This window comes from Zymobacter palmae (assembly GCF_003610015.1).
Lineage (GTDB): Bacteria > Pseudomonadota > Gammaproteobacteria > Pseudomonadales > Halomonadaceae > Zymobacter > Zymobacter palmae.
The window spans coordinates 960,671-985,148 of the sequence record NZ_AP018933.1 but is presented as its reverse complement, the minus strand read 5'-3'; the positions used below and the strand labels follow the sequence as shown (position 1 = coordinate 985,148).

The following is a 24,478-nucleotide window of genomic DNA, read 5'->3' as shown; positions in this document are numbered from 1 at the left end:
AGAGGAGATAAATGTAGTCGCTACTATGACATTACGCAGCGCTTAACGAAGCCCACGCCCGCGCATTGCCCTCCCTCCACACGTAATTCAGATCGTCTTTACACCGTCCAGAAATGAAAAAACCGGCTGATCGCCGGTTTCTCCATGCCTTCCCTGTATCCCTTATTACGCCATTGCAGGCGCTGCATAGGAGATAGGAGCGGGCTCACTGTCTTCGTAGGTCACGAATTCCCAACAGTCTTGCTGCTTCAACAGCTCGCGAACCAGTTGGTTGTTAACACCATGACCTGATTTATAGCCGATGAACTCACCGATGATGCCATAGTTAAGCTGATACAGGTCGCCGATAGCGTCCAAGATCTTATGGCGTACGAATTCATCTTCGTAGCGAAGACCGTCTTCGTTAAGAATACGGTACTCGTCCACTACGATAGCGTTGTCGAGGCTACCGCCCAGCGCAAGGTTGCGTGCGCGCAGGTGTTCAAGATCGCGCATGAAACCGAACGTACGAGCACGACTAACTTCTTTGACAAACGAGGTTGTCGAGAAGTCGACACACGCTGTCTGGCGCTGGTGCTCGAAAACGGGGTGATCGAAGTCGATCATAAACTTCACCCGGAAACCATTGAAGGGGTGAAATTCAGCGCGCTTATCGTCAACGTTGACTACGATAGGCTTGGTGATGCGGATGAAGCGCTTGGCCGCGTTCTGTTCCTGAATGCCCGCAGACTGGATCAGGAAGACGAACGGTCCCGCACTGCCGTCCATAATCGGAATTTCCGCCGCACTGACTTCAACGTAAGCATTGTCGATACCCAGACCAGCCAAGGCTGACATCAGGTGCTCGACAGTCGCGACGCGGACGCCGTCTTTCTCTACCGCAGTGCACAGCATGGTGTCATGCACGTTTTCCGGGTGCGCAGGGATCTGAACAACGGGGTCAAGATCAGTACGAACAAAAATGATCCCGGTATTGGCAGCTGCCGGACGGAGCGTGAGATAGACCTTCTCACCAGAGTGGAGACCCACCCCGGTGGCGCGGATAGTGTTTTGCAGGGTTCTTTGTCGGATCATAGGTACAAGGCCACGCAGGGAATGCATCGGTGCAAGTTGGAGTCAATAGTAACATTCAGTAAGCACCAAACCAACGAACACTGTTCGTTTTGCAATCTCATGCCAGAGAATACTTTTTTTATTCACAATTCATCTGCTCACTTCGCGAGAAGGAGCAGATGAATATAAAGCAGTCACGGCAAGCATTGCCTGCGCTGCGAGGGTAGTGCTGAACTCAGTCGGCCTGACGACGCAGGAACGCAGGAATATCGAGGTAATCATCAAGATCGCGCGATTTCTGACGCGGACGCTCGGTTTTTTCCTCACGTTCCTTAGCGGCCTGCTGACGCATAACCGTCGGCTGCTGAAGCTTGCGATAGTCCGTCTTCTCAGCACGAGAGGCCGCAGCATGATGTTCGCGTGTTGCCGGGCGTTCCTGACGCAGTCCGTCAAGCCCTGCTGCCACGACGGTAACACGCAGCTCATCGGACATATCCATGTCGATGGAAGTGCCCACCACGATGGTCGCATCCTGAGAAGCGAATTCCTGAACGGTCGCCCCTACATCGTTGAACTCACCGATGGAGAGATCCGGGCCGGCGGTAATGTTGACCAGAATACCGCGTGCACCGTTGAGGTTAACGTCTTCAAGCAGCGGTGAACGAATGGCTTTTTCGGCCGCTTCGCGCGCTCGGTTCTCACCTACGGCAACCCCGGTACCCATCATTGCCATGCCCATTTCAGACATGACGGTACGCACGTCAGCAAAGTCGACGTTGATGATACCCGGGCTGGTGATCAGTTCAGCAATACCTTGTACAGCGCCAAGCAGTACATCGTTGGCGGCACTGAAAGCCGTCAGCAAGCTGGCATTCTTGCCCAGCACAGTCAGCAGCTTTTCGTTGGGGATAGTGATCAGAGAGTCGACGTGCTCCGACAGCTCCTTCATCCCTTCCTCTGCTGCACGCTGACGCTTCGGTCCTTCGAAGGGGAACGGGCGCGTGACAACGGCGACGGTAAGAATACCCAGCTCTTTGGCGACCTGCGCCACGACGGGGGCTCCACCGGTACCTGTACCACCACCCATTCCTGCGGTGATGAATACCATATCGGCACCCTGCAGTAATTCTGCAATGCGATCCCGATCTTCCATTGCAGCCTGGCGGCCGACTTCCGGGTTAGCGCCTGCACCAAGACCCTTGGTGATTTCGTTACCCAGTTGAAGTACTGTTTTGGCCGCAACGCGTTTCAGGGCCTGCGCATCGGTGTTCGCACAGATGAAATCAACCCCTTCAATGCTATTTTCGACCATGTGGTTTACGGCATTACCGCCGCCGCCACCCACACCGATCACCTTGATGACCGCATTGTTGGATGGCGCATTGTCTACCAGCTCGAACATAAGCCCCGTCTCCCTAACCGCTTTGCGGTCTTGACTAGAAATTACCCTTGAACCAGCCCCGAATACGTTCGATCGTTGAAGAGAGGCCTTCCCCGGTCAGACTGGTCCGTGCTGGCTTGCGTCTAGCGCCATCCTCACGGCGGGGCAGTACATCATCAAACGTTTCAGCGCCGTACGCTGGCTGGGAATGCTGCATGCCATATTGGAGCAGCCCCACACCAGTCGAATAAATGGGATTGCGCACGACATCGGCCAATCCTCGTACGTTTTGCGGACAGGCCACACGCACCGGCATGCGGAAGATCTCTTCCGCTAGATCGGTCACGCCTTCCATCCGCGAGGTACCGCCGGTCAGTACGATCCCGGCCGCCACCAAATCTTCATAACCGCTGCGACGCAACTCTTCACGCACCAGCGTGAACAGCTCTTCGTAGCGCGGCTCAACAACTTGAGCGAGGTCCTGACGACTCAGCTCACGCGCAGGTCGATCGCCGACACTGGGCACGCGAATGATGTCGTCGCTAGACGCCATGCGCGTCAAGGCGCAGGCGTATTTGACCTTGATATCCTCAGCGTACTGAGTCGGTGTCCGCAATGCCATTGCAATATCGTTGGTGACCTGATCACCTGCGATCGGAATCACCGCCGTATGGCGAATAGCGCCTTCGGTGAAGACGGCAATATCGGTCGTGCCACCACCAATATCGACCATGCAGACGCCCAACTCGCGCTCGTCTTCCGTCAATACAGCATAGCTCGAAGCCAGCTGCTCCAGAATAATATCATCAACGTCCAGCCCGCATCGACGCACGCATTTCTCGATGTTCTGCACCGCATTGAGTGCAGCGGTCACCAAGTGAACCCGCGCCTCAAGGCGCACCCCCGACATGCCGAGCGGCTCACGGATGCCTTCTTGGTTGTCGATGGCATATTCCTGAGGAATGACGTGCAGGATACGCTGCCCTTCAGACACAGCACGTGCCCGCGCCGAGTCGATCACGCGCTCAATGTCGGACGGCATGACCTCGCGGTCGCGGATCGCCACGACGCCATCCGAGTTCATGGAACTGATATGACTACCGGCAATGCCAACATGCACCGAGTGAATGTCGCACCCGGCCATCAGTTCGGCTTCTTCGATGGCGCGCTGGATGGATTGGACGGTCGACTCGATGTTGATGACGACCCCTTTCTTCATGCCACGAGAGGGGTGTGATCCGATACCGGCGATCTCGATCCCACCATCATCAGTGGGCTGGCCGACGATCGCCACGACTTTGGATGTTCCAATATCCAGCCCGACGACCATATTGGAAGTGTTGGATTGTCCTGCCATAGGTCGGGCTTACTCCCTTATTTCATGACTATGCGCAGTCTTACGATCGCTGCTGCGCATACCTGTTTCCTGATATCAGTAGTGCATGTCCCGATGTGAAGACACCGACCTTCTGCCTTACCACTCAGCACATATCGCTGCTGTTTATTGTCGATAACAAATCGAACACTTTAATTCGCTGACCGTTAAACGCAGTTAATGTGCCCACGAGATAACGGTCGATTCGTCATTCAACTGAAGCGCGGGCGACAATTTAGAGCCATGGCATCAGCGATAATTATAGAGTCCATAGCATGACGTTAGAACATTCTGCACGAGAGGTCATCGCTGGATCGTGAAAATATCCAGACTTTGCAGTTTCTATGAGTCAGTGGACGCTAAAAAAACATAAATCGCCCTGTCTGACCACCGGATATTAGTTTTTCCACAAACCTGCAATAGTGTTACCTATTGCAATCAAGCCGCCCGAATGAATGACAACTTGATACTCATTCAATAGAACTTAAGGGCTGAGTATCTTAGCGTGACGATACGTTACCTGTTGCCGTCTGCCCATGCCAGCCAATCGCTAGGCCGTTTGGATAGCGTAGATCAAGATAGCGAATCTGATCACGACGACCCGACAGCATGCGGTCCCATGCGGTCAGGAAGCGCGCCAGACGTGGCTCGCGCTGCGGTTCGACCTGCGAACGCCCCATCAGTACCCAGAAACTGTCGTCGACCTGAAAGCGCCATGCTCCGCGCGGCTCCAGCGTCAGCTGGGTGATGGTCAGCTGCTTCTTCGCCAGTACGCTCTGTAACCTATTATAATACGCTAATACGTCGGCAGCACGCTCATCGGGGCCTGACAGGTTAGGCATCCGTTCAGTTATCTTCTGCTGACCCGGTTCAAATACCTCGCCTTGAGCGTTCAGCAGACGGCTATCATTCCACCATGCGACCGGTTGCTGCTCCTGAATATCGAAACGAAGTGTATCAGGCCAGCGTCGGGAAATGCTGACTTCGTGCACCCACGGCACTTGCCGCACTTCCGCACGCAGGGCCTGTAGGTCAACCGACAGCCAGCCGGACCCTTTCACCAGCGGCGCAATGCGCTGCTGAAGCTGCTGCCCGCTGACGCGATGCGCGTCGTCGCGCACGTCCAGGTGGCGCACGGGCTGATCAAGCCACAGCCAGAGCGAACGCCCACCTGCCACGAGCAATGCCAGCACGAGCACGAGTCCAAACATGCGGTTGGTAAGGCGTCCAGCCATCTACAGCCTCGTTGGGATTGTGTACAAGGGCGGCCATGCCACCGGTGCAAAAAGAGAACAAGGGGAGGACAGGCCCTCCCCTCTTTAGCGGCGCGCGTCTTTGCGACACCTCAACGTCAGTGCTTTGGTGCTGCCTGCGTCAGTTCGAGCGAGGCCGAGGCCGCTACGCGGACGACGAGCGTATCGAAATCGATACCCTTATAGGCGGCTGCCTGCGGCACCAAGCTGTGCCCGGTCATACCCGGCGACGTATTGATTTCCAGCAGCCAGAACTGGTTCTGGGCATCGCGCATGACATCAACACGCCCCCAACCTCGTGCACCAGCGGCATTAAACGCACGGCGCGTCAGCTCAGCGATGGCCGCCTCATCTTCAACAGACAAGCCGCTTGGCAGATGGTAGAGCGTGTCGTTGCGCGTGTACTTGGCTTCATAATCATAGAAGCCAGAGGCCGCTTCTACACGAATGGACGGCAGCACTTCATCACCCAGCACCGCCACCGTGTACTCATCGCCTTCAATGAAACGTTCAGCCATGACCTGCGCATCGTAGCGACGCGACAGTTCCCACGCTTTTTCCAGATCAGCAGCGCTGTGCACGATGCTCAACCCCAGCGTCGAGCCCTCGTTAACGGGCTTGATGACCATCGGGAAGCCTAGCCGCTCAGCGACATTCTGCCAGTCGTGATGGCTGTCCAGCAGCATGCTGTCGGGCGTGGGCAGCCCCACGCTGCGCCAAACATGCTTAGTACGCTCTTTATCCATGCCCAGCGCCGACCCCAGTACGCCGCTTCCGGTGTAAGGGATCCCGAGCCATTCCAGCGCTCCCTGCAGCATGCCGTCTTCACCGCCGCGACCATGCAGAGCGATGAAAGCGCGGTCAGGCTTCAGCGCACCCAGCTCCAGCAGCGGCCGTTCGGCTGGGTCGAACGCGATGGCATCGACCCCCTGACGCAGCAACGCATCAAGCACGGCGCGCCCACTGGCCAGGGAGACTTCGCGCTCGGCAGAACGCCCTCCCATCAATACGACTACGCGGCCAAGCGTCTCTGCGACGCGGTCACGATCACTCATAGTTTGACCTTTTCCATGTTCATGCCACTGTTAGCCAGCGCCAGACTGATGGTGCCGATGTCACCGGCGCCCTGTGTAATCACGATATCACCGTCGCGCAGCACGTTGCCCAGCAGTGCGGGCAGTGCAGGCTTGTCTTCGACGAACAGCGGATCAACCTGACCGCGCTGACGAATCGAGCCTGCCAGCGAACGCCCATCGGCACCGCTGATCGGCGCTTCGCCCGCGCTGTATACGTCCATCAATAGCAACGTGTCAACGCCCGACAGCACACGCACGAACTCTTCATACAGATCCTGCGTGCGGGTATAGCGGTGCGGCTGATAGATCATGACCAAGCGACGGTCCGGCCACCCCTTACGGATTCCCTGAATCACCATATCGACTTCACGCGGATGGTGACCGTAATCATCGACCAGCATCACTTCGCCACCATCGGTCAGCGGGAAGTTGCCGTGTACCTGGAAGCGGCGTCCAACGCCTTTGAAGCCCGCCAGTGCCCGTACGATATCGTCATCAGCGACGCCGGTATCGGTCGCTACAGCAATGGCCGCCAGTGCGTTGAGGGCATTGTGGCGCCCCGGCATGGCCAGCGTCACATCCAACGGTGCGTAGCCTTCAGGACGTTCGGCTGTGAAGTGGATCAGGTTACCCGCTTGGGTGAAGTTGCGGATGCGGAAATCGGCATCGTCGGAAAAGCCATAGGTCACGAACTGACGTTTGATGCGCGGCAGTAGGCCACGCACGGTGTCGTCGTCAACGCACAGGATGGCCTGCCCGTAAAACGGCAGGTTATGCAGGAATTCAACAAAAGCATCTTGCAGGCGTTCGAAGCTGCCACCATAAGTGGCCATGTGGTCAGCGTCGATGTTGGTGACGATGGCCGCCATCGGCTGCAAGTGCAGGAAGGACGCATCAGATTCGTCGGCTTCGGCCACCAGATACTCACCCTTGCCCAAGCACGCGTTCGCACCCGCACTGGTCAGCTTGCCACCGATCACAAAGGTCGGATCAAGGCCGCCTTCGGCCAGCAGTGTGGCTGTCAAACTAGTGGTGGTCGTCTTGCCATGCGTGCCCGCAATGGCGATGCCGTGACGAAAACGCATCAGCTCCGCCAGCATCTCGGCACGACGTACGACCGGAATGCGATGAGCGCGTGCGTAACCAATTTCGGGATTGGCTTCGTTGATAGCGGTTGAGACCACAACTACGTCGGCACCGTGTGCATTTTCTTCACGGTGACCAATGCTGACCTTCACGCCACAGCTCGTCAGGTGTTCAGTGGCACTGGACGCCTTGATGTCGCTGCCGCTGACGTCGAAGTGCTGGTTGGCCAGCACTTCCGCAATGCCGCACATGCCGGAGCCGCCAACACCCACGAAGTGGATGCGGCGAATACGCCCCATATTGCCGCGCGAACAGACACGCCCCGGTCGAGCGGGGGTCGCCGTGTCGGAAGAGTATTCAATGTGACTCAAGATCAATCTCCATACAGCCGCTTGCCAGCACATCAATGGCGTCAAGACGTGCACGCTCGCGAGCATGCACGGCCATGGAGGCAAGTGTTTCAGGGTCGAGCAGAGCGACCAGCGTTTCATACAGGTGCTCTGCTGTCATATCGGATTGAGGCATCAGGACTGCTGCGCCGTAATCGCTCAGATCACGCGCATTGAAGCGCTGATGATCATCAACAGCAAACGGGAACGGCACTAGCAACGATGGCTTGCCGGCCGCTGCCAGTTCGGCCACGGTCAACGCGCCGGAACGGCACACTACCAGATCGGCCCATTCATAGGCTTCGGCCATGTCGTCAATAAAGGCACTGACGTTAGCCTGCACGCCTGCAAGCGCATACTGCTCGCGCGAGCTCTCTTCCTTGTCGCGACCGGCCTGATGGCGCACTTCCGGGCGTTCGTTGTCAGGCATCATCGCCAACGCATGCGGCAGCCGCTCGTTGAGCGCTTTGGCCCCCAGCGAACCGCCCAGTACCAGCACGCGTAGACGACGCGCCGCCATATCATCGGCACTGCGCAGATGCTCGCCCTGCGCTGCGATTTCGTCGCGCACCGGGTTACCGATGACCTGCGGACGAACGCGATCAGGCAGCGCGTTTGGGAATGCGGTATAGACGCGCGTTGCCATACGCGCCAGCACTTTGTTGGTCATGCCGGCCAACGCATTCTGCTCGTGGATCACGAGCGGCAGCTTCATGCGTCGCGCGGCCAAACCACCAGGGCCGCTAGCAAAGCCGCCCATGCCGACCACCAACCCGGGGGCGACATCGCGCAGGATGCGCTTGGCCTGCCGCACGGCACGCCACAGGCGAAACGGCGCCTGCAGCCAGCCCACTACGCCTTTGCCACGCAGCCCTGCCACGTTGATGCGATGCAGGGGGTAACCCGCACGCGGTACCAGCGTGTTCTCGATGCCGCGCGGTGAACCTAGCCAGTGGACCTCGACGCCTCGCGCCGTCAGTGCTTTGGCAAGCGACAGTGCAGGAATGACGTGACCGCCAGTACCACCGGCCATAATCATCACTTTTTGAAGCGATGAGGGTGAATCATGTATATGTGCATCCTGCGCGGTTACCGTCGCAGTGGATGTCTTCTCAGGCGCGCTCATGCGCTAGCCTCCTTGACAGCTTCTGGCGAGCGCCGCCCTCGTCGTCCGCGGGCGGCCTTGTACGCTCGCGTTTCCCCATCGACACGCAGCAACAGTCCGACCATGGCACCCGACACCAGCAGACTCGAACCACCGTAGCTCAGTAGCGGCAGGGTCAAACCTTTGGTTGGCATCAGCCCCACGTTCACGGCAATGTTGATACACGCTTGGGATCCAAAGATCATGCCACAGCCATAGCAGACATAGGCGGAAAAGAATCGGCCGCTGCGCTCGGCTTCACGGCCCACACCGAAAGCGTTCCAAACCAGCATGATGAACAGCAGAATCACGGCGACGGAACCAAACAGCCCCAGTTCCTCAGCCAAAACCGAAAACACGAAGTCAGTATGCGCTTCAGGCAGGTACTGCAACTTCTGAACACTATTGCCCAACCCGAGACCCGACCAGCCACCGCGCCCGAACGCGATCAGCGCCTGGGTCAGCTGATAACCCGTATCGAATGGTCTCGCCCATGGATCAAGAAACCCAGTGACACGCTGCATACGGTACGGTTCGATGATGACCATCAGCACCCCGAGCCCTAGCAATCCCAGCAAGAGCAGGAAAAAACGGTGTGCCGATGCTCCCGCCAGCAGCAGCATCCCCATCGTGCACGACAGCAGAACTACCGTTGCGCCGTAATCAGGCTCCATCATCAGCAGGATAGCCAGCAGACCAGCCAGCATGATCGGAATACCGAAGCCCTGCCATGTCGTCCGCACGCGATCCAGATGACGCACCATATAACTGGACAGGTACACCACCATGCACAGCTTGGCGATCTCAGAGGTCTGAAGGTTGAGCACCCCCAACGCAATCCAGCGCTTCGACCCGTTGACGGTACGCCCGACCAACAGCACGGCTAGCAGCAGGATGACGGCCAGTATAAACAGCGCCGCACCGCGCGCACGCCACCAGGTCATAGGGATGCGCATCACCACCAGCGACACGGCAATCGCCATCAGCACGAAGCTGCCATGACGGATGCTGTAGTAATAAGGGTTACTGCCCATGACTTCGCTGGAGGCCGAGGTCACCATGATCCAACCGATGGCCAACAGCGCCATCGCCGAAATCATAATGCCAGCATTGCGGGGCTGATGCGGGGTGGGAATAGCGGCGGCTTTTGCCTTTCTTTCCTTCATGCCCTCTCCTTAGCGGTGCCGACGCGCGTCCAGCGCTATCACTTTGTCACGAAAGATGTTTCCACGTTCATTGTAGTTGCGGAACTGATCTTGGCTGGCACAGGCCGGGGACAGCAGCACGACATCGCCAGGCTCGGCCAGCGTCAGTGCTAGCTCCTGAGCCTCGACCATCGTGTCGGCATGATGCACGGGGACCACACCGTCAAGCGCTTGCTCGATCAGGGCCGCATCACGGCCAAACAGGATCACCGCTCGCGCATAACGCGCCAGCGGTTCAGCCAGCGGCGTGAAATCAGCGCCTTTGCCAATACCTCCGCCCAGCCAGATCAGCTGACCGTCGATGGTCGGCCCAATGCCTTCGATAGCCGCCAGCGATGCTCCAACGTTAGTGCCCTTGGAATCGTCGATCCAACGAATACCGTCAAACTCACCAACGATCTGCGCACGGTGCTCTAGACCCTTAAACGAACGCAGCACGCTGCACATTGCGTCAATCGGCCAACCCATCGCCGTACCAATCGCCAGAGCCGCTAGAGCGTTGGCATAGTGATGCAGCCCCTGCAAGGGCAGTTCATCCAATCGCATCACCATCAACACGCCATGCGCTAGCCAGAGCTTGCCACCCGCATCGCTGATAATGCCCCACTCGGCCTCGCCAGGAGCATCCAGCCCGAACAGGATCACTTCATAGGCGGGCTCACCATCTGGCCATGTTGCTGGGTCATCCGCGTTGACGACTGCGTGCTGAGCATCAAGGAAGATGCGCTGCTTGGCGGCGCGATAGCCCACCATGTCACCATGTCGGTTGAGGTGGTCTTCACTGAGATTGAGGAAAGCAGAAACGCGGGTATGCAACGACGGCGTAGTTTCGAGCTGGAAGGAAGACAACTCCAGCACGTACAGATCGTGATCGCCTTCATCAAGCAGCTGCAGTGCAGGTACGCCTAGATTGCCACCGATGCCTGGTCGATGGCCGGCGGCTTCAGCCATGGCACCTACCAGTGTCGTCACGGTGGATTTGGCATTAGACCCCGTGATGGCTACAACCGGCATGCTGGCAGGCAGATGGCGTGCGAAGATGCCGATCTCGCCAATGACCCGCTCGCGCACGGCCTCAAACACCGGTTGATGCGGATCAATGCCGGGGCTAAGCACGACCTCGGCCGCCGGCGTCAGATCCAGCACGGCCAGATCGCCCGCCCACACAGGCACATCAGGATAATGCGTGCGTACCCATGTAACGCCGGGAGAGTCGGGATTCCCGTCCAGCGCCACCAGCGAGCAGCCCTGTGCCGCAAGATGACGAATGATGGCCTGACCGGAAACGCCAAGCCCCACCACTGCCGTAGCCCCTACAGGAATACCGAAACTCATCCGATCGACTCCTTAACGCATCTTGAGGGTAGCAAGTCCCAATAGCACCAGTACCACGCTGACGATCCAGAAGCGCACGATAACACGCGGTTCCGGCCACCCTTTCAATTCGAAGTGGTGGTGCAGCGGTGCCATGCGGAAGATGCGCTTGCCGGTCAGTTTGAAGGAACCGACCTGCAGGATGACCGACACCGTTTCGGCCACGAACACCCCTCCCATCACCACCAGTACGATTTCCTGGCGCACGATGACGGCCATCAAACCCAGAGCTGCCCCCAGTGCCAATGCACCCACGTCACCCATGAAGACCTGAGCGGGATAGGTGTTGAACCACAGGAAGCCCAGACCAGCACCGGCGATACCCGCACAGAAAATAGTGAGCTCACCTGCCCCGCGAATGAACGGAATATGCAGGTAGCTGGCGATCTCGGCGTTACCACTGGCAAACGCGAATACCCCCAGTCCCATGGCGACCAGCACGGTCGGCATGATGGCCAGCCCATCAAGCCCATCGGTCAGGTTGACAGCATTGGAGCTGCCGACCACTACCAGATAAGTCATGAGGATATAGGCCACACCAAGCTGCACGGCATAGTTCTTGACGAACGGCAGCAGCAGGCTGTTGTCTGAAGGCGTGCCGTAGCCCTGCAGGAAGGACGGCAGATCGGCCCCTTGCGTATGCGCCACATAGAGAACAATACCGACACCGAAACCCAACAGCGACTGCCAGAAGTATTTCCAGCGCGCCGTCAAACCTCGTGAATTCTTTTCGACCACCTTGCGGTAGTCATCGACCCAGCCGATCGCCCCGAAGCCGATAGTCACGATCAACAGGATCCACACGTACAGGTTGGACAGATCGCCCCACAGCAGGGTCGCAATCGCAATCGAAATCAGGATCAGCACACCGCCCATGGTGGGTGTGCCCGCTTTCGACAGATGGGACTGCGGGCCATCGCTGCGCACGGCCTGTCCGATCTGGCGGCTAACCAGACGGCGGATCATGTACGGACCAATCAGAATCGAGATAGCCAGCGCCGTGAGCGTCGCCATGATCATCCGCAGGGTGCTGTAGGTAAAGGCGTTGAAAATGCTGGAGTACTGCACCAGCCATTGAGAAAGCAGAAGGAGCATCTGTCGTACTTACCCTTTGAACATGTTGTGAATTCTTATCGCCCGAAGCGCCACTGCCGCCCCGCGCCCCAGTCTACCTATCGCCCACTGCGCTCGGGAATCCAGCGTTCAGGCACGCAGCTGTTCGACCAGCCGCTCCATATGCATGGCATGCGAACCCTTGACCAGCACGCTGGCATGATCAGGCAGCGACTGGCGAGCAAAGGCCACCAGTGCGTCCCAGTCCTCGAAATGCTGTCCATCGGCGGCCACTGCCGCTGCACGAGCATCATCGCCGAACGTCACCAGCGATACGCCCAACGCCCGTGCATAATGGCCAACATCGGTATGCAACTGAGCCGAAGCCGCACCCAGCTCGCCCATCGCCCCCATAAAACACCAGTGGGGGCCAGGCTGAGTGACCAATGTCTCCAGCGCCGCCTTCATGGCACCAGGGTTAGCGTTGTAGCTGTCGTCCAGCACCCGCAGCCCACGCCGCCCTTCAACACACAGCATCCGCTGTGCATATGAACGGCAGCGGCTCAATCCGGCAACGATGGCTTTATCCTCGACACCCACGGCATGTACTGCAGCGGCGGCCGCCAATGCATTGACGACATTGTGCCGCCCCAACATCGGCAAAGTGACCTCTCCCACTACACGCTGCTGATGACATAGCGTGAAACGGAAGCCGTTTGCCAGCGGCACGCAATCACGAACGTGCCAGCCTTCGACGTGATCTAGGCCAAACAGTTCCGGAGCAGCCTGTATCCGACGCGATGCAAGTGACTGCCAGAACGGCAAATAACGGTCAGCAGCCGGAAGAACAGCATGCCCAGACACCGATGTCGCAGAGAGAATTTCACCCTTGGCCTGCGCAATCATGCCCATGCCACCGAACTCGCCCACATGCGCACCGGTCACGTTGGTGATAATGGAAACATCTGGACGCGCCAGCGCCGCTGTCCATGCAATCTCACCGATATGGTTAGCCCCCAGCTCAATCACCGCATAGCAATGCCGAGGCTGCAATTTCAGCAGCGTCAGTGGTGCACCGATGTCGTTGTTGAGGTTGCCTTCGGTCGCCAGTACTGCCTGCTCACCAACCGCCTCACTCAACAGCGTTAGTACCATCTCTTTGACCGTGGTCTTGCCGCTGTTGCCGGTCAATGCAATCACAGTGCCCGTCCAGCGGTCACGTACGGCACCCGCCAGTTGCCCCAGCGCCAGTCGGGTATCGGCGACGATCAACTGTCGACCCGCTACGTCGGGGTACTGCTCACTCAGGTCGTGATCGACCACGACGGCGACCGCCCCAGCCTCTAGCGCTTGTTGAGCATAGCGATGACCATCGAAGCGTTCACCGCGCAGTGCCACGAACAACATGCCCGACGTAACAGCGCGTGTATCAGTGCCAACGGCGGTGATCAACGTACCCGCGGCCCCCGTCCAGCAACCATGAATGTCGTCTGCCAGCGCCTGTAGCGTAACGTTCATCATGCCCTACCCTCCTCGGCACGCGCCGCCAAAGCTTCAGCCGCGACTAGAGCATCGTCGAAGGGATGTTTGACGCCTTGGATATCCTGATAATCTTCATGCCCTTTACCGGCAACAAGGATGACGTCGGCCGCCGCCGCCGCATTCACGACCGTCATAATGGCTTGACGACGATCTCCAATGTTCCAGACCGCCTCAGGATGCTCCAGGCCTGCCAACATCTGCTGGCGAATCTGCTCGGGGTCTTCGGTACGCGGATTGTCATCGGTGAGCACGACATGGTCGGCCTGTCGCTCAGCGATTGCAGCCATCTGTGGACGCTTACCGTTGTCGCGGTCACCACCGCAGCCGACGATGGCCCAAAGCCGTCCCGGCACATGCTGATGCAGCGCCGTCAGAGCATTGTCGAGTGCATCCGGCGTGTGTGCGTAGTCAACGACGACGACCGGCATACTCGGCTCGGTAATGATATGCATGCGCCCGTGCACGGGATGCAGCGACGCCGCAGCCGCCAACAGGCGAGCCAGATCGAATCCCTGCGCGTATAGCGTAGCGACCGCTAGCAGCACATTATCAAGGTTGAAACGGCCTAGCAGCGGCAAATCAATCGAGTGAACGCCCGTTGGTGTCACCAGTTCGACATGCTGGCCCGTATGCGTGGGCTGCCACTCCGTAGCGCTGAAATCAGCATCCCCCCCATACGCATCCACACGTGTAACCGGGCACTGGCAGCCTGCCAGCATCAGCCGCACATGTTCATCATGTGCATTGACGATGGCGGAACGCAGCTCGGGGCGCCTGAACAGACGCGCCTTGGCAGCGGCATAGCCCAGCATACTGCCGTGATAATCAAGGTGATCGCGGGTCAGATTGGTGAATACGCCAGCGTGAAGAGGAATGCTGTCCAATCGCCCCTGATCCAGCGCATGGGAAGAGGCTTCCAGCACCACATAGCGAATGCCATCAGCGTGCCAACGAGCCGCCTGCTGCGCGACGGTCAGCATATGCGGGGTAGTGAAGCCCGACGCCACGAGATGGCCCGGCTCTCCCATTCCCAGCGTACCGATTAGCGCCGCGCGCTCGCCCAGTGCATTCAACAGCTCAACGATATAGTGCGTCACCGAACTCTTACCGTTGGTGCCCGTCACGGCAATATGGCAGCCCTGCTGAGACTGCGGATAGAGCGCGGCGATCAACGCAGGCAGGTGAGCGTTGAGGTCATCGACCACCATCACCCGTGGATCATCCGTTTCAAACGGTGCCTCAGCCAATACGGCAACAGCGCCCTGAGCCAGGGCGTGTTCAATGTAAGCGCGACCATCGCCGGCCGCACCGATCGCCGCAATAAACAGCATGCCCGGCGCAGCCTGACGGCTGTCCTGCGTCACACCGGCATCGGCCGCCAGCGCATCAAGGGCGCCAAGCGACGCGCGAGGCCAAGTACGTGAAATGAACGAGTGAAGCGCCTCTCGATCGGGGCGCGGATAAAGCACGGACTGGGCCATCGTCATTCCTGTCACAGCTAAAGAGAATCAGTCATTAGGGGTCGAACGCGCAGCGGCCTCGGCGGCACCCGGTTGACGGATACCGGTCACCTTGACGGCATCATCGGCATGGCGGCTGTTTTCACCGTCATCGCGCTTGTCGTCAGGCGGCACATCCAGCATACGCAGTGCAGGCCCAGCCACACGGGCAAACAACGGCGCGGCCACGGCCCCACCGTAGTAGCCCCCCTGCTTGGAGTCGTCGATGGTGATGACCATAATCAGGCGCGGGTTAGTGGCCGGCACGATGCCAACAAAATTGGCACGGTGGGAGTTGGCCTCATACTTGCCCTGTGCACTGAGCTTGCGTGGTGTACCGCTTTTACCGGCAACACGGTAGCCTTCGATGGCAGCGCCACCGGCACCGCCATATGGCCCGACGACGGTTTCCATCATCGCCAGCACTTGGTGGGCCGTCTGCGGCTGGATCAACTGCTCGCCCTGCGGTGCTTCGGGCAGCTTCAGCAGCGAGGGTTTCAGATAGCGGCCGTCGTTGGCGATCGTCGTGTAGGCACTGGCCAGTTGCAGCTGAGAAACGGCTAAACCGTACCCATAAGCCAACGTGGCGCGAGTGGATTTCGACCACACAGCAGGAATCGGCAGCGAACCGGCGCTTTCACCCGGGAATGCCGTGCCGGGCGCCTGATTGAGGCGCATGCGACGATAGGCCTGCCACAGCACATCGTTAGGCAACGCCAGCGCCAGTTGAGTCATCCCAATGTTGGAAGACTTAGTAATGACCCCAGTCAGGGTCAGCTTGCCGAAGTTGCGCACATCACGGATGGTGAAGTTGTCCAGACGCATGTAACCCGGCGAAGTATCGAGCGTCATGTCTGGAGAGAACTTGCCCGACTCCAGAATGGTCGCCATCGCCAAGGGCTTCATGACCGACCCCGGTTCCATCGCATCGGTGATCGGGCGGTTACGCTCGACCCCACCACTGATGTTATTGGGGTTATAGGACGGCACGCTGGCCTCGGCCAGCACCTCACCCGTGCGCGCATTCATAATCAGGATGGAACCGGCATCGGCATTGTGAGCCTGCACCGTGTTCAGCAATTCACGGTACGCCAAATACTGCAAACGCAGACTGATCGACAGCTGGATATTGCGCCCCGGACTGGCTTCTTTGAAGAACAGCGGCATATCGCGCACCCAGTTGCCGCGACGATCCTTGAGTACCTTGCGCTCGCCGGGCACACCGCGCAGCAGTTCGTTGTAGGCACGCTCCATGCCTTCGCTGCCTTCATCATTAATATCGGTGATGCCCACCAGCTGCGACGTCACTTCCCCGGCCGGGTAGTAGCGTTTGTATTCATTGCGCGATTCGATGCCCGGCAATTTCAGCGCCTGTACCTGCTGAGCCTTATCGGCCGTGATGCGACGCGCCAGATAGACAAACGAGCGATTGCGGTTGTGCTGATCCACCATCCGGTTGACGAAGGCCTCGATTGACGGCTCTTCAAGCGCTTTGGCCAGTGCGACCAAGTCTTGGCGCTCCATCGACATTTCACGAGGGTTACCGATCAGCGTGATGACAGGAGTGGAAACAGCCAGCGGCTCGCCCTCGCGGTCCATAATGACCCCGCGGTTGGCGCTGATAATCTCGGTGCGCACGGTACGCGCATCCCCTTGTCCCTGCAGGAAGTCGTGATCAAGCACCTGCAACCAGACGATACGCCCGATCAGCGCACACAGTCCCAAAATCAGGATCATGCGCACCAGCACCATGCGCCAGCTGGCGCTCGGGCCAAGCGGATTACGCTTGGAAGAAGAGGACTGACGAGAGGAAAAGGAGGAATAGCGGCGCTGAGTCATGGGGCCAGCACCTCAAGCTCACGCGTCTGAGGCACATGCATCATGAGACGATTACGCGCCTCCACTTCGATACGGGAAGGAGAAGAGTGCGTCCCTTCTTCGAGACGCAGGCGAGTCCAGTTAGCCTGCAGTTCATCCTGCTCACGCTCAAGGCGCTGCAGGCGTCGGTACTGGTCTCGGGTCTGATGGGTCGTCGTGGTAATCACGAAAGCAGTCACAAGCACGGCGCAGAACATCACAAATATGCTGACAAGCGATGCCCCAAAGAACAAACGCGCCGTAAAACGATGAAGACGATGCAGTGGAGACTGTTCCTGCGTCTGAGTTTTGACCACGAGTGAGACCTTATGCCAATTTGCGCGCCACCCGCATCACGGCACTCCGTGCCCTAGGGTTGGCGTCGACCTCTTCCTTGGATGGCCGCTGTGCCTTGCCAACAGGCGCCAGCCGCCGATTGAGCTGATCTTCGCGCAGCGGTAATCCTTTCGGGATATCAATATCACCGCGCGCCTTGTCACGAATGAAGCGCTTGACCCGCCGATCTTCCAACGAGTGGAAGCTAATAACGACCAGTACACCACCCGGAGCCAGCGCTTCCAGCGCGGCATCAAGTGCCGCATCTAACTGGCCCAATTCATCATTGATATGAATGCGGATGGCCTGGAAGACGCGCGTTGCCGGGTGTTTGTGTTTTTCCCACGCGGGATGAGCAGCCTTGACAACTTCAGCCAGATCCACGGTACGCAGGAACGGCCGTTCCTTGCGACGCTGAACGATCGCCTTCGCCAGCCGACGGGCATAACGCTCCTCACCGTATTCTTTGAACACGCGCGCCATCTCGTGTTCCTCAGCGTCAGCGATCCACTGCGCAGCGCTCACACCATGTTCGGGGTCCATGCGCATGTCCAGAGGACCGTCACGCAGGAAGCTGAAACCGCGAGAGGCATCATCAAGCTGCGGCGAAGATACGCCGATGTCGAGCAGAACGCCCGACAGCTGACCGAACACGCCTTGCTGCTGCGCCACGTCATCCAGCTCGGAAAACGAGGAACGTACGAGCGTAAAGCGCGCATCGTCGATGGCCTGCCCAGCCTTCAATGCTGCGGGATCACGATCAATGCCGATCAGGCGCCCTTCAGGTGCAAGATTCTTCAGTATGGCACGACTGTGACCGCCGCGCCCGAAGGTGCCATCAAGATAGTTGCCGGAAGGGTCATGTACCAGTGCATCGACTGCCCCCTCCAGAAGCACGCTGATATGAGGCGTTGAAGGAGACGACTGCGCCATGGCGTCAGTCACCGATGAAGAAGACGAGCGCATAGATGACATGATGTCCGTGGGTACCACACTGGCAAGAAAAATGGAGAGCCCGTTACACTCGGAATCTGCTCTGGGCAGCGGTTTTGCCATGACGGGCGTCATGACCGCGGCAACAGGTGCCTACGCTACCGTGACAAAGCGTGTGCTGCTGTGAAACAAATGCAGCGTTTTGGCTACGAGATGTAACGGGATATCGGAAAATCAGGTGAAAGTGGCTCGATAAGCCGGGTTTTGTCGGGGACAATCATTCCTCTAGGACGCACGTCACCGTACGCCTCAAGCAACCTACCCGAACCCTTGTACGGGCCGTACCATGGGGTTCCTATTTGGTCTTGCTCCGGATGGGGTTTACCATGCCACGCCTGTTACCAGCCGCGCGGTGCGCTCTTACCGCACCCTTTCACCCTTGCCGGCACTTGCGTGCTTAGGCGGTCTGCTCTCTGCTGCACTTTCCGTCGGCTCACGCCGCCCAGGCGTTACCTGGCATCCTGCCCTATGGAGCCCGGACTTTCCTCTCCCGGACCGAAGTCCGGCAGCGATTGTCTGAGCCACTTTCAGTGCGCGAGAATACCAGTGCCAGCAAGACGGCTCAACCGTAAATGTCACGATCGGCTCAGAAATATCATTCTGACCGACAAATCTTCAGCCGATCAGCGCTGTTCTTTCAGCGTCTGGGCCTGCTGATACCACTGCTGCTTGCGCCCCCCCAGCAGGCGTGCGGCAACCCCTGCCGCCTGCTTCACTCCTACGCCTTCTTCTAGCAGCGCTTCAAGCAGTTCGGTACTGCCGAACGCCCCTTCTTCTTCACGGGCATCGTCAGCCGCCACATGGCCACCGATCATCACCACGAACTCTCCGCGCGTCTGATCCGCGTCCTCGTCCATCAGCGCCAGCAGCTCTGCCGCCGTACCCGACAGAAAGGTTTCGAACGTCTTGGTCAGTTCGCGCGCCAGTACTAGCGACCGTTCGCCCAACGTATCAACGATATCTTCCAGTAGATAACGGATACGATGCGGCGATTCATACATCACTACAGTTGCCGTTTCAGCACGCAGTGTTTTGAGCAATCCCTGACGAGCAGCGCGCTTCGCGCTGGGGAACCCTTCGAACCGGAAACGATCAGTAGGTAAACCCGCTGCGGAAAGTGCCGTAATCAAAGCGCAGGGACCAGGAACAGGTACAACGCCCAGTCCACGACTGCGCAGCGCATTGACGACGTGATAGCCCGGATCGCAGATCAGCGGCGTACCCGCATCGCTAATCAATGCGACATCCTGTCCGTTCTGTAGGCGTTCGCACAGCATCTCAATACGCGCACTTTCGTTATGATCGTGCACCGAGATTAGCGGTGCCTTCGCCCCGATATGCTGCATTAACCGTGCACTGTGCCGCGTGTCTTCTGCTGCGATCAAATCGACTTGGCATAGAATCTGGCGGGCGCGCACCGAAATGTCATCCAGATTACCAATCGGCGTAGCGACCACGTACAATATGCCCATTGTTTCGCCTCCCGGACCTGAGCGTGAAGACGAATGACGGGGGGAGTCATGAAGGGTTCTGCTGCGCGACATGCGATTGCTCCTGAATTGACTACGCTTCGGGCCAGAGGGGAACTGTCTGCGCCGCTGAAGGCGCAGACATCGACAAGGCCGTCGCCGCTCTGCCAGCGGCACTATACCTCAAGGCAGAGGTCTTGAGTAAAACGACCGCCACACTCATATGAATCACATGAAGACTGGGGAAAGAGACCATGCGTGACGCATTCCAACGATTGGCCGGCCTCGCATTGACGGCCACCTTGCTCGGAGGGTGTGCCTCAGCGCCTTCTTTCTTTGGCGGCTTCGGCAGCAATTCTCCCGAGCGGCTACTGACCGACGCACAGAGCCAACCGCTGCCACAAGCGACTGCGACACGTCTTAAGGCGGCGACCCTGCTTTCCCAGCAAGGCGAACAGAGCCTAGCCCTGTCGATCCTCAGCAGCCTAGATGACCGTCTGCTTTCCCCTCAAGATCGCATTCAATGGGCACTGCTTACCGCCAGACTGGGGCTTGAACAGCATAACAGCGGCGCCACCTTCAAGGCCGTTGCCCTGCTTGAGAACTCCAACCTGTCGCTTGCTAGCGAAGATCGTCGCCAGTTGACCATCTATCGCGCCCAAGCCTTCGGCGAACAGGGCGACCACCTCAAGGCCGCCTCTATGTTGCTGGACGCCCAGCGCCGCGCCAACGGCGATGCGGGCTACAACGACGCCATATGGCTGCAGTTGCAGCTGTTGAGCAGCCCCCAACTGTCACTACTGCCCGGCAAGGACGATCTAAGCGTCGGCTGGCAGGAACTGTCCGCACTTGCGCGCAGCACGAATCAGCAGGATGCGCTACAGGCCGCCGTCCACGATTGGCAACAACGTCACGCCCAACACCCCGCCGCCATACAGCTGCCTGCCGCACTGGCACAACTGGCCGGCCTTGCCGCTGTCGTCACGCCACCCGCGAGCACAGATACGCCATCAAGCAATGCTCAGGCACCGACAGGCACACCTACGCGCATTGCTGTATTCCTACCTCAGAGCGGCTCGCTCGCCCCCTTGGCCAAAGCAATCAAGGCCGGTATCGACACGCAACGCAGTGCACTTCTGAGCGCCGGGCAGCCCGCACCGGACGTCGATTACTACGATACGACAACGGCAACGATCGACGATCTGTATGCCCAGGCCAAGGCCAAAGGGGCACAGGTCGTGATTGGGCCGCTCGACAAAGATGCCGTCACCGCCCTCGAATCACGCAGCGATGTCACACTGCCAACGCTGGCGCTCAACTACGGCAGCAGCGCCCAGAACGCCACGCAGTCGCTCTATGAGTACGGCCTGTCCGCCGAAGACGAAGCACGCCAAGCGGCACAGTCCGCAGGCGACGCAGGCCTCTCTCAGGCCAGCCTACTGACCCCCGACAATGACTGGGGACACCGTGTCGAAGATGCCTTCCGCCAACAGTGGCAATACCAGAATCACCAGATCATGACAGCGGTGCGCTACGCACCAACCGCACCGGTATCAGGCAGCGTGAAGACGCTCGCCTCGGCTGGCCGCCCGCAAATGGTATTCATGTTCGCCATGCCGGAATACGCTCGTCAGGTACCGCCATTCCTGAAATACCTGCATATGGACAACCTGCCGATCTACGCGACCTCTCACGTTTATACCGGCCGCGCCAATGCCTCTCAGGATAGCGATCTGAACGGCGTCCTGTTCCCGAACATCCCATGGTATCTGCCCGAGCTCTACAGCGATAGCAACCCCATGCCTTATAAGGACAGCTATCAGCGCCTCAATGCCGACGGCAAGGCCAGCATCACATTGCTGAAGCTCAATGCCATGGGGGTCGATGCCTACGAACTGGCACAGCGTCTGGCACGCTTCAACGATAGCCCCGACACGAAACTCGAAGGTGCAACCGGCACGCTTCAACTGGATGCCAATCACCGCTTCCAGCGCCAGCTGCCATGGGCACGCTTCCAGCAAGGCCGTCCGACACCGGCCCAGCCCACATCTCAGTCGTGACTCCGCCTCCGCTGCCCGCACCGCGCGGACGCGCACTTGGGCAGCGGATGGAAACACTGGCATGCCGCTACCTCGAACGTCACGGTCTGCAACTGCGCACTCGCAACCATCACGCTCGCTACGGCGAGCTTGATCTGGTCATGACCGATCGTGACACTTGCGTATTCGTCGAAGTACGCTATCGCCAGCACAGCCAGCATGGCTCACCTTTCGACAGCGTCACCCCTCGCAAGCAGCAGCGACTCATTCTAGCGGCACAGCACTATCTGATGCAGCATGCACTGGATATGCCTTGCCGCTTCGATATCATCGGCCTCAGCGGCACCGTTCAGGCCCCCGACATCACCTGGATGCGCCACGCCTTCGACGCCTGCTGAGCATCATCCACTTTCATTCACTCTTTGAGCCGTTCACGACCATGGATTTTCAGAACCGCATCCTCGACCAGTTCAACGCCAGCATCGACACCAAGACCTATGCGAGCGAAGTTCTGCCCACGTTCATCGAGATTGCCAGCCATATGATGGTCCAATGTCTGATCAACGACGGCAAGGTACTGGCCTGCGGCAACGGCGGCAGCGCCGCGCTATGCCAACTTTTTGCCGCATCAATGATCAATAGTGAAGAGCGCGAGCGCCCCGGACTTCCGGGACTAGCACTGACCACCGACAACCCGGTCATGAGCTCGATAGCCAACAGCGCCAGTTATAGCGACATCTTCTCGCGTCAAGTACGCGCCCTAGGTCAGCCCGGCGACATCCTGATGGTCCTGTCAACGACAGGCAATTCAGCCAACGTCATCCAGGCCATCCAAGCCGCACACGACCGTGAAATGTCCGTCGTTGCGCTTAGTGGGCGCGACGGTGGCGATATGTCCTCACTGCTAGGACAGGAAGACTGTGAGATTCGCGTGCCAGCCACATCGTCGGCTCGCATTCACGAAACTCACCTGTTGGTCATCCACAGTTTGGTCGATCTAATTGATCAACAGCTCTTTGGCTTGGAAGAATGAAATACGCCTGCGCGATCATGACAGTGACGTTCTAAATCGCCCAAGGTTTCACGAGAGAGAGACCATGATCATCATGAAGAAAGGATTTCTGCCCGCGGCAGCGCTGTGCGCACTGCTTGGCCTATCAGGCTGCGTCACTACCGGCTCACCCAACACACTGGGGCCAGCACGCAGCACCGATACCGTCAACGCCGACAACGCGATTGCTGACACCATCAAGATGCGTCTAAACGACGCGCAGGGCTTCTCGACTAGCCACGTCAACGTCGATGTCTTTAATGGCTATATCGTGCTGTCTGGACAGGTACCGCTTCAAGGCATGATCAACCGCGCAGACGAAATTGCCCACAGCGCAGGCGGCGTACGCGGCGTCTACAATGGACTGACGGTCGGCGACAACACTCCGACATGGCGGCGCATTTCCGACAGTATGATCACTGCTCGCGTGAATCGCGGTATCGATAACTCCACACTGTCATCACTGTCACGTGTTCACGTCGTCACCGAAAACGGGATCGTCTTTCTCATGGGTGCCATCCAGCGCTACGAAGCCGACGGCCTCGCCCGCATCGCAGCACAGGTTGATGGCGTCAGCGGTGTAGTAAAAGCATTCGAATACGTCGATTGACATCCAAGGCAAGAGGCCAAGCAAACGCTGAGCGCCCATGCTCACCCAAGCCAACCCTCCTCCTACGCATACGCAGCATAAAAAAAGCCCGACGCATTGAATGCATCGGGCTTTTCATCGTTCCACAAGCTTATGCGTAAGACTACTTAACTACGCGCAGTGCAGGCCGACCTTTCGGCGGACGCCCACCGCCACTCGGCGGCGGCGTGTCATCATCATGCTCAGAAGACGACAAGACAGGCGCCTGCTTCGGCTCGTCGGAAGCCTTCGGCACGCTTTCAAGCTTAGGCGCATCTTCATCCAGCTCGTCTTCTGTGGGCGCAGGAATAACCGGCTCGTGCCCAAAGACCATCCCGGCCCCGTTTTCCTTGGAGTACACCGCAACCAGCGCCATGATCGGCACCCATACTTGCATGGGCTCGCCGCTAAAACTGGCGTTGAAAGTGATCATTTCATTGCTGATATCCAGATCGCGCACCGCTGACGGCGCGATATTAAGCACGATCTGTCCGTTCTGCACGAACTGACGCGGCACAACCACGTCCTCCTGCATGGCATCAACGACGACGTATGGCGTGTTGTCGTTATCAAGCAGCCATTCATACAGCGCTCGGGCAATATAGGGGCGACTAGAAAGCATAGTGACCTCGGAACTCGGGAGGGTCGTGGCGGCCAGCCTTTGGAAAGGCCAGC

General features: G+C 58.6%; 22 protein-coding genes and 1 other RNA gene. 5 read left to right on the top strand and 18 right to left on the bottom strand.

Features of this window, described 5'->3' with window-relative positions:
- Positions 1 to 165: 165 nt before the first annotated feature.
- The 15 genes from lpxC to rsmH form a co-directional block, all read right to left on the bottom strand.
- Complete coding sequence (gene lpxC, locus ZBT109_RS04330) at positions 166 to 1,074, bottom strand: UDP-3-O-acyl-N-acetylglucosamine deacetylase (protein ID WP_027705336.1); 909 nt, start codon at positions 1,072 to 1,074, stop codon at positions 166 to 168.
- Between the two features lie 214 nt (positions 1,075 to 1,288).
- A complete protein-coding gene (ftsZ, locus tag ZBT109_RS04325; protein WP_027705335.1) occupies positions 1,289 to 2,455 on the bottom strand; it encodes a cell division protein FtsZ in 1,167 nt (388 codons plus the stop codon).
- A 34-nt stretch (positions 2,456 to 2,489) separates the two neighbouring features.
- Positions 2,490 to 3,791 carry a cell division protein FtsA gene (gene ftsA, locus ZBT109_RS04320; protein WP_027705334.1) on the bottom strand — a complete coding sequence of 434 codons (1,302 nt, stop codon included), beginning with the start codon at positions 3,789 to 3,791 and terminating at the stop codon, positions 2,490 to 2,492.
- 518 nt (positions 3,792 to 4,309) lie between these two features.
- Positions 4,310 to 5,044 (bottom strand): cell division protein FtsQ/DivIB, encoded by a 735-nt coding sequence (locus ZBT109_RS04315; RefSeq protein WP_027705333.1) that lies wholly within the window; start codon positions 5,042 to 5,044, stop codon positions 4,310 to 4,312.
- Between the two features lie 116 nt (positions 5,045 to 5,160).
- A complete protein-coding gene (locus ZBT109_RS04310; protein ID WP_027705332.1) occupies positions 5,161 to 6,117 on the bottom strand; it encodes a D-alanine--D-alanine ligase in 957 nt (318 codons plus the stop codon).
- The gene (murC, locus tag ZBT109_RS04305) at positions 6,114 to 7,523 is read right to left on the bottom strand and encodes a UDP-N-acetylmuramate--L-alanine ligase (protein WP_051523869.1); all 1,410 of its coding nucleotides are present in this window, start codon (positions 7,521 to 7,523) and stop codon (positions 6,114 to 6,116) included. The genes ZBT109_RS04310 and murC overlap by 4 nt, the downstream gene beginning before the upstream one ends.
- A gap of 58 nt (positions 7,524 to 7,581) precedes the next feature.
- A complete protein-coding gene (murG, locus tag ZBT109_RS04300) occupies positions 7,582 to 8,652 on the bottom strand; it encodes an undecaprenyldiphospho-muramoylpentapeptide beta-N-acetylglucosaminyltransferase (protein WP_027705330.1) in 1,071 nt (356 codons plus the stop codon).
- A gap of 83 nt (positions 8,653 to 8,735) precedes the next feature.
- The gene (gene ftsW / locus ZBT109_RS04295; RefSeq protein ID WP_051523857.1) at positions 8,736 to 9,923 is read right to left on the bottom strand and encodes a putative lipid II flippase FtsW; all 1,188 of its coding nucleotides are present in this window, start codon (positions 9,921 to 9,923) and stop codon (positions 8,736 to 8,738) included.
- A 9-nt stretch (positions 9,924 to 9,932) separates the two neighbouring features.
- Positions 9,933 to 11,297, bottom strand: coding sequence for a UDP-N-acetylmuramoyl-L-alanine--D-glutamate ligase (gene murD / locus ZBT109_RS04290; RefSeq protein WP_027705328.1), 1,365 nt, complete (start codon positions 11,295 to 11,297; stop codon positions 9,933 to 9,935).
- Between the two features lie 12 nt (positions 11,298 to 11,309).
- Complete coding sequence (gene mraY, locus ZBT109_RS04285; RefSeq protein WP_027705327.1) at positions 11,310 to 12,431, bottom strand: phospho-N-acetylmuramoyl-pentapeptide-transferase; 1,122 nt, start codon at positions 12,429 to 12,431, stop codon at positions 11,310 to 11,312.
- A gap of 108 nt (positions 12,432 to 12,539) precedes the next feature.
- Positions 12,540 to 13,910, bottom strand: coding sequence for a UDP-N-acetylmuramoyl-tripeptide--D-alanyl-D-alanine ligase (locus ZBT109_RS04280; RefSeq protein WP_232012865.1), 1,371 nt, complete (start codon positions 13,908 to 13,910; stop codon positions 12,540 to 12,542).
- Positions 13,907 to 15,412 (bottom strand): UDP-N-acetylmuramoyl-L-alanyl-D-glutamate--2,6-diaminopimelate ligase, encoded by a 1,506-nt coding sequence (locus ZBT109_RS04275; protein ID WP_120185331.1) that lies wholly within the window; start codon positions 15,410 to 15,412, stop codon positions 13,907 to 13,909. The genes ZBT109_RS04280 and ZBT109_RS04275 overlap by 4 nt, the downstream gene beginning before the upstream one ends.
- A 27-nt stretch (positions 15,413 to 15,439) precedes the next feature.
- The gene (locus tag ZBT109_RS04270) at positions 15,440 to 17,269 is read right to left on the bottom strand and encodes a peptidoglycan D,D-transpeptidase FtsI family protein (protein WP_084261816.1); all 1,830 of its coding nucleotides are present in this window, start codon (positions 17,267 to 17,269) and stop codon (positions 15,440 to 15,442) included.
- The gene (gene ftsL / locus ZBT109_RS04265) at positions 17,266 to 17,604 is read right to left on the bottom strand and encodes a cell division protein FtsL (RefSeq protein ID WP_197714366.1); all 339 of its coding nucleotides are present in this window, start codon (positions 17,602 to 17,604) and stop codon (positions 17,266 to 17,268) included. Before ftsL ends, ZBT109_RS04270 begins: the two co-directional genes overlap by 4 nt.
- Before the next feature lie 10 nt (positions 17,605 to 17,614).
- Entirely contained in the window at positions 17,615 to 18,556 is a 942-nt protein-coding gene (rsmH, locus tag ZBT109_RS04260; RefSeq protein WP_027705324.1) for a 16S rRNA (cytosine(1402)-N(4))-methyltransferase RsmH, read from the bottom strand.
- On the opposite strand from rsmH, the gene ZBT109_RS04255 reads away from it, so the two are divergent.
- A complete protein-coding gene (locus ZBT109_RS04255) occupies positions 18,555 to 18,743 on the top strand; it encodes a hypothetical protein (protein WP_027705323.1) in 189 nt (62 codons plus the stop codon). The genes rsmH and ZBT109_RS04255 overlap by 2 nt on opposite strands.
- Before the next feature lie 50 nt (positions 18,744 to 18,793).
- On the opposite strand, the gene rnpB is transcribed toward ZBT109_RS04255, so the two are convergent.
- An RNA gene (gene rnpB, locus ZBT109_RS04250) (RNase P RNA component class A) lies at positions 18,794 to 19,144 on the bottom strand.
- Positions 19,145 to 19,239: 95 nt separating this feature from the next.
- Positions 19,240 to 20,088 (bottom strand): 16S rRNA (cytidine(1402)-2'-O)-methyltransferase, encoded by an 849-nt coding sequence (gene rsmI, locus ZBT109_RS04245; RefSeq protein WP_027705322.1) that lies wholly within the window; start codon positions 20,086 to 20,088, stop codon positions 19,240 to 19,242.
- A 251-nt stretch (positions 20,089 to 20,339) separates the two neighbouring features.
- Between rsmI and ZBT109_RS04240 the strand changes: the two genes are divergently transcribed.
- The 4 genes from ZBT109_RS04240 (at position 20,340) to ZBT109_RS04225 (ending at position 23,785) form a co-directional block, all read left to right on the top strand.
- Complete coding sequence (locus tag ZBT109_RS04240) at positions 20,340 to 22,145, top strand: penicillin-binding protein activator (protein ID WP_027705321.1); 1,806 nt, start codon at positions 20,340 to 20,342, stop codon at positions 22,143 to 22,145.
- A complete protein-coding gene (locus ZBT109_RS04235; RefSeq protein ID WP_232012864.1) occupies positions 22,142 to 22,522 on the top strand; it encodes a YraN family protein in 381 nt (126 codons plus the stop codon). Before ZBT109_RS04240 ends, ZBT109_RS04235 begins: the two co-directional genes overlap by 4 nt.
- A 41-nt stretch (positions 22,523 to 22,563) precedes the next feature.
- Entirely contained in the window at positions 22,564 to 23,157 is a 594-nt protein-coding gene (locus ZBT109_RS04230; RefSeq protein WP_027705319.1) for a phosphoheptose isomerase, read from the top strand.
- Positions 23,158 to 23,230: 73 nt separating this feature from the next.
- Complete coding sequence (locus tag ZBT109_RS04225; RefSeq protein WP_170144688.1) at positions 23,231 to 23,785, top strand: BON domain-containing protein; 555 nt, start codon at positions 23,231 to 23,233, stop codon at positions 23,783 to 23,785.
- Between the two features lie 142 nt (positions 23,786 to 23,927).
- Here ZBT109_RS04225 and ZBT109_RS04220 read toward each other — a convergent pair whose 3' ends face one another.
- The gene (locus ZBT109_RS04220; RefSeq protein ID WP_027705318.1) at positions 23,928 to 24,425 is read right to left on the bottom strand and encodes a ClpXP protease specificity-enhancing factor; all 498 of its coding nucleotides are present in this window, start codon (positions 24,423 to 24,425) and stop codon (positions 23,928 to 23,930) included.
- Positions 24,426 to 24,478 lie beyond the last annotated feature (53 nt).